Origin of the sequence: Acidovorax sp., assembly GCF_046341535.1 — a bacterium.
Classification (GTDB): domain Bacteria; phylum Pseudomonadota; class Gammaproteobacteria; order Burkholderiales; family Burkholderiaceae_C; genus Acidovorax.
The window spans coordinates 1-4,542 of record NZ_JBKDRI010000153.1 but is presented as its reverse complement, the minus strand read 5'-3'; the positions used below and the strand labels follow the sequence as shown (position 1 = coordinate 4,542).

General features: G+C 64.5%; 4 protein-coding genes. 3 read left to right on the top strand and 1 reads right to left on the bottom strand.

Features of this window, described 5'->3' with window-relative positions; genetic code table 11:
* Nucleotides 1–198 precede the first annotated feature (198 nt).
* Together tadA and ACK543_RS11305 are read left to right on the top strand one after the other, a co-directional pair.
* Nucleotides 199–1,590 carry a tRNA adenosine(34) deaminase TadA gene (gene tadA / locus ACK543_RS11310; protein WP_409942950.1) on the top strand — a complete coding sequence of 464 codons (1,392 nt, stop codon included), beginning with the start codon at nt 199–201 and terminating at the stop codon, nt 1,588–1,590.
* 43 nt (nt 1,591–1,633) lie between these two features.
* Complete coding sequence (locus tag ACK543_RS11305) at nt 1,634–2,647, top strand: LD-carboxypeptidase (protein ID WP_409942949.1); 1,014 nt, start codon at nt 1,634–1,636, stop codon at nt 2,645–2,647.
* Nucleotides 2,648–2,815: 168 nt separating this feature from the next.
* Here the strand turns inward: ACK543_RS11305 and ACK543_RS11300 are convergent, their stop codons facing one another.
* On the bottom strand, nt 2,816–3,163 hold the full coding sequence (locus ACK543_RS11300; protein WP_409942948.1) for a hypothetical protein: 348 nt from the start codon (nt 3,161–3,163) through the stop codon (nt 2,816–2,818).
* Nucleotides 3,164–3,475: 312 nt separating this feature from the next.
* Here ACK543_RS11300 and ACK543_RS11295 point away from each other — a divergent pair, with 312 nt between their 5' ends.
* Nucleotides 3,476–4,405: an adenylate/guanylate cyclase domain-containing protein gene (locus tag ACK543_RS11295; protein ID WP_409942947.1), complete on the top strand. Its 930-nt coding sequence runs from the start codon at nt 3,476–3,478 to the stop codon at nt 4,403–4,405.
* The last annotated feature ends 137 nt before the right edge of the window (nt 4,406–4,542 follow it).

Sequence of the window (4,542 nt, the reverse complement as noted above, 5' to 3'; positions counted from 1 at the left end):
CGAGGTCAATAATGCGGTTTACGCATTGAACCACAGGCCTAGAAAGTGCTTGGGATACCGCACCCCTCATGAGGTGTTTTACGGCCTGGAGATCACCCCCATTAAACTGCCATCTGATGCACTTTGTCTGTGAATCCGCGTGATGAATGATGGGCTACGCGCTACAGCAATAGTCTTTGTGCTACTAAAACGATAGCAATGATCGCAACAACCGATGAGCACTTCATGCAGCTTGCGCTGGCTGAGGCGGAGGCTGCCGCCCGTGCGGGAGAAGTGCCGGTGGGTGCGGTGGTGGTTCGGGGTGGGGAGGTCGTTGCCACGGGCCGCAATGCCCCGGTGCAGGGGCACGACCCGACCGCGCATGCTGAGATCGTGGCCCTGCGTGCGGCGGCGCAGCGGCTGGGCAACTACCGGCTGGACGGCTGCACGCTCTATGTGACCCTGGAGCCCTGCGCGATGTGCAGTGGCGCCATGCTTCAGGCACGCCTGGACCGCGTGGTTTTTGGCGCAGCCGAGCCCAAGACGGGCGCGGCCGGATCCGTGCTCAATCTGTTTGCGCACACCCCGTTGAACCACCAGACCACGCTCCAGGGCGGCGTTCTTGCAGATGCGTGCGCCGCGCTGCTCAGTGACTTCTTTCGGCAACGGCGTCAGCAGCAACGCACCCAGGCGCTGGCCAGCCACCCGCTGCGTGACGATGCGTTGCGCACGCCCGAACCCGCCTTTGCCGATCTGCCCGGCTACCCCTGGCCTGCCCGTTATGTGAGCGACTTGCCCTGCCTGGCCGGTCTGCGCATGCACTACCTGGACGAGGGGCCGCATGATGCCCCGCGCACCTGGCTGTGCCTGCATGGCAACCCGACGTGGAGCTATGTGTACCGCCGTATGCTGCCGACCTTTCTGGCCGCCGGAGACCGTGTGGTAGCCCCTGACCTGATCGGTTTTGGCAAAAGCGACAAGCCCAAGAAGGATGCCGCGCACCGCTTTGATTGGCACCATCAGGTGCTGCTGGAACTGGTGGAGCGCCTGGACCTGCGCCGCACGGTACTGGTCGTCCAGGACTGGGGCGGCATTCTGGGCCTCACGCTGCCCATGGAGATGCCTTGGCGCTTTGATGGCCTGCTGGTGATGAACACGCTGCTGGCGACCGCAGATGCGCCGCTGCCCCCCGGATTTGTGCAGTGGCGTGCCATGTGCCGCGACAAGCCACTGTATGGCGTGGGCCGGTTGCTCGGCCGGGGCAATCCGCACCTCACGGCTGCGGAATGCGCTGCGTACGATGCGCCGTTTCCAGATCGCGGTTACCGGGCGGCGCTGCGCGCGTTTCCCGAGCGGGTGCCCGCCGATCCGGGGGATGATGGGGCGACGGTATCGTGCGCGGCGCGCAGCTTCTGGCGCGACCAGTGGCAGGGCCGCAGCCTGATGGTGGTGGGTGCGCAAGACCCGGTTCTGGGCCTTGCCACCATGCAGGCCCTGCGGCAGGATATTCGCGGTTGCCCGGAACCCGTGGTGCTACCGGCTGCCGGCCATTTCGTGCAGGAGCATGGCGAGACCATCGCGGCCCGCGCTGTGGAATACTTTGCGAACTAATCGCCCCCTGCTGCCCGCGCCTTCGGCCCTGCGGCAGCGCACCTTGTCTACGGAGCGGGCCGCCAGCGGCCCGAGCGCTTTGCAAAACCATCACGATTCATCGCTGTACGACCACGGTCCCAAGCACATTTACGTTTATTCGCCGTCAAGCGCCGTGCGCGACAAGGCGGCCTTCAAGCGCGGCATTGCACGGCTGACGTCTTTGGGGCACGAAGTGGAGGTGGACCCGGATGCGCTTGCAGTACACACCCGTTTTGCTGGCGACGACGCCACCCGTCTGGCCGCCATCCACCGTGCGGCGGCCAGCGGTGCCGATGCGGCCCTGATCTCGCGCGGCGGCTATGGCCTGTCGCGCCTTTTGCCTGGCATTCGCTACAAGGCAGTGGCCAAGGCGGTCGAGAAGGGCACACGTTTTGTGGGCGTGAGCGACTTCACGGCCTTTCAGTTGGCGCTGCTGGCCCAGACCGGTGCAATCTCGTGGGCCGGTCCTTCGCTCGGGGCCGACTTTGGCGTGGCGGGTGGCGAGCCTGACGACATCATGGAGGCCTGCTTCGATGACCTGCTGAGCGGTCATGGCGAGGGCTCCGGCTGGCGCATGCACCGCGAAAAATCGCAGGCGACGCCCGGCAAGCCTGCGGCGGCGGGTCTCTATGTCAAAAGCGCCGTGCTGTGGGGGGGCAATCTGTCCGTGCTGGCCTCGCTGGTCGGCACGCCGTATTTGCCCGATGTGAAGGGCGGGGTTTTGTTTCTGGAGGATGTGCACGAGCACCCCTACCGGATCGAGCGCATGCTCACGCAACTGCTGCACGGGGGCGTGCTGGCGCGCCAAAAGGCGGTGGTGCTGGGGCAGTTCACCAGCTTCAAGCTTGCGCCCCATGACAAGGGCTACAAGCTGCAGTCCGTAGTCGACTGGCTGCGCTCTCAGATCAAGGCGCCCGTGCTGACCAATCTGCCGTTTGGCCATGTACCTACGAAGGTGCTGCTACCCGTGGGGGCTAAGGTCTCGCTTTCGGTGGAAGACCGCGATGCGCTGATCTACTGGGGCCATGCGCGCTAGGGAGGCGCTGCATCACCGTCGCGATCCCGCGCCAGCGCCGGCCGCAGGGATTGATGCAGAGGTTGCGCAGCAGGCTTGACCTATCCGGGCTGGATGCGTGCCACGCTTGCCGGACAACGGCACAAGCGCAGCCATCGCGATCGAGCCTGCGGGTTGCGCGGCAAGGGTTCAGGCAACCCGTCGCGGCAGTGGTTCCCGAAGCGCCATCGGTAACTGCCCGTGGAACAGCTCCGTCAGCTGGTCCAGCGTGGCGCGTGCCGGGCCTTCCCCCTGGATGTCCGACAGCATGCTGAACAAGTCATCACGCAGGTACCACAGCGCCTCGATATCGGCAGCGTAGCGCAAGCGGATGTTCATGCGTGCCGCGTTGCATCCGGCAATGCCGGCAAGGCTGGCGAGCATGGCGTGCCTGATGCGCTCGACGCCCTGGTGGTGCACCCATGCGGTCGATGCCGGCCGGTCACGGCCGAGCATGTGGTCGATAGGGGAGCGAACGTCGGGCAAGGTCCAGCGCATGGGATTCGGTAAAAACACCGTAGCAGTGCAGGGCCGCCGAAGTTACGTCCGTCACAGGGTTTGTGCAATGAGGGTTGCTACTGATGATTGAAAAAAGACCACAGTGCCTGCACCCGGTTGTTGCTGCGTCGCAGCAGGCGGCAGCGCCGTTGAGCGGCCTGATGCGAAAGCGCTGCGGCCGACAGAGACCTCACACCAGCGCGCGCGGCGCAGCCGGCCCGGGCTGCCAAACCGCGGCGCAACCATGGCTCGCGCGCTTGTGGTGCCGCTGGACTAAACTGCCTAGATGACGTTGCGTAAGTTCAGCTTTCGATGAGTACGCTCCAGACGGTAGTCTTTGCCGACATCTTTGACAGCGTATCGCTGTACGAGACGCTGGGCAACGAGCGCGCGACCGCAGCGATCACGCGGCTTACCCAATGGCTGGCCGAGACCCTGCAGGCGCACGGCGGCCGTGTGGTCAAAACGCTGGGCGATGGCGTACTGGGCCTGTTTGGGGATGCCTCGGGCGCTGTTATAACCATGGCGCACCTGCTGCGCCAGCATCTGTTGCGGCAGGACTGCCTGCCGCTGCCGCTGCAACTCGATATCCGGGTGGGTATTGCCAGCGGCGAAGTGCTCGATGTGGACGGAGACTGTTACGGCGATGCCGTCAATGTGGCGGCCCGTCTGTGCGAACTGGCTGGGCCTGGCGAGATCTGGACCACCGAGACGACCGTGATGCTGGCCGGCAACTTGGCGGAGGTGCAATACCGCAACCTGGGCCCGATGGACTTGCGTGGCAAGGCCAATCGACTCGTCCTCCACCAGATCGAATGGCGCGAAAACGAGGCCCCTGAGTTGCTCACCACACAGGCTGCACTGGTGAGCAACTTTGCGCCGGTGGATGCCATCCGCGGGCAGATACAGTTGTCCGGTCATGGCATCGACATGAGCTTTGCTTCGAGCGATGCACCGGTACATATGGGCCGAGCGGACCACGCGCAGCTTTGCATCAACGATCCGCGCGTGTCGCGTCTGCATGCGCGCATCGACTGGCGCAACAGTGGTTTTTTGCTGACCGATCTGAGCACTTTCGGCACCTGGGTGCAGTTTGACGGCAGTGCGTCTGCGGTCCGGTTGCGCCGGGATGCCTGCATCCTGCACGGCAACGGCAAGATTGCGCTGGGGATGTCGTTCAGCGGGCCCAGCGCACCAGTGCTCAGCTTTCGCGTGGCTGGCCCCAGCGTTCACCGGAGCTAGCCCGAATATTTCACGGCAATTGGTCGAAGGCGGAGCGAAGCGAGTTTTTCTGTTGATTTTGGGCTGCCAAGTGCTCTGGCCAGGGCTTTGATGTGCTGCAAAAGGCTATGGCGTGGTAACCAGGCACACCGGCCCCC

What these genes read in the sequence shown, in the direction of transcription:
- tadA (WP_409942950.1), top strand. Translation starts at nt 199, where the DNA reads ATGATCGCAACAACCGATGAGCACTTCATGCAGCTTGCGCTGGCTGAG.
- ACK543_RS11300 (WP_409942948.1), bottom strand. Translation starts at nt 3,163, where the DNA reads ATGCGCTGGACCTTGCCCGACGTTCGCTCCCCTATCGACCACATGCTC.
- ACK543_RS11295 (WP_409942947.1), top strand. Translation starts at nt 3,476, where the DNA reads ATGAGTACGCTCCAGACGGTAGTCTTTGCCGACATCTTTGACAGCGTA.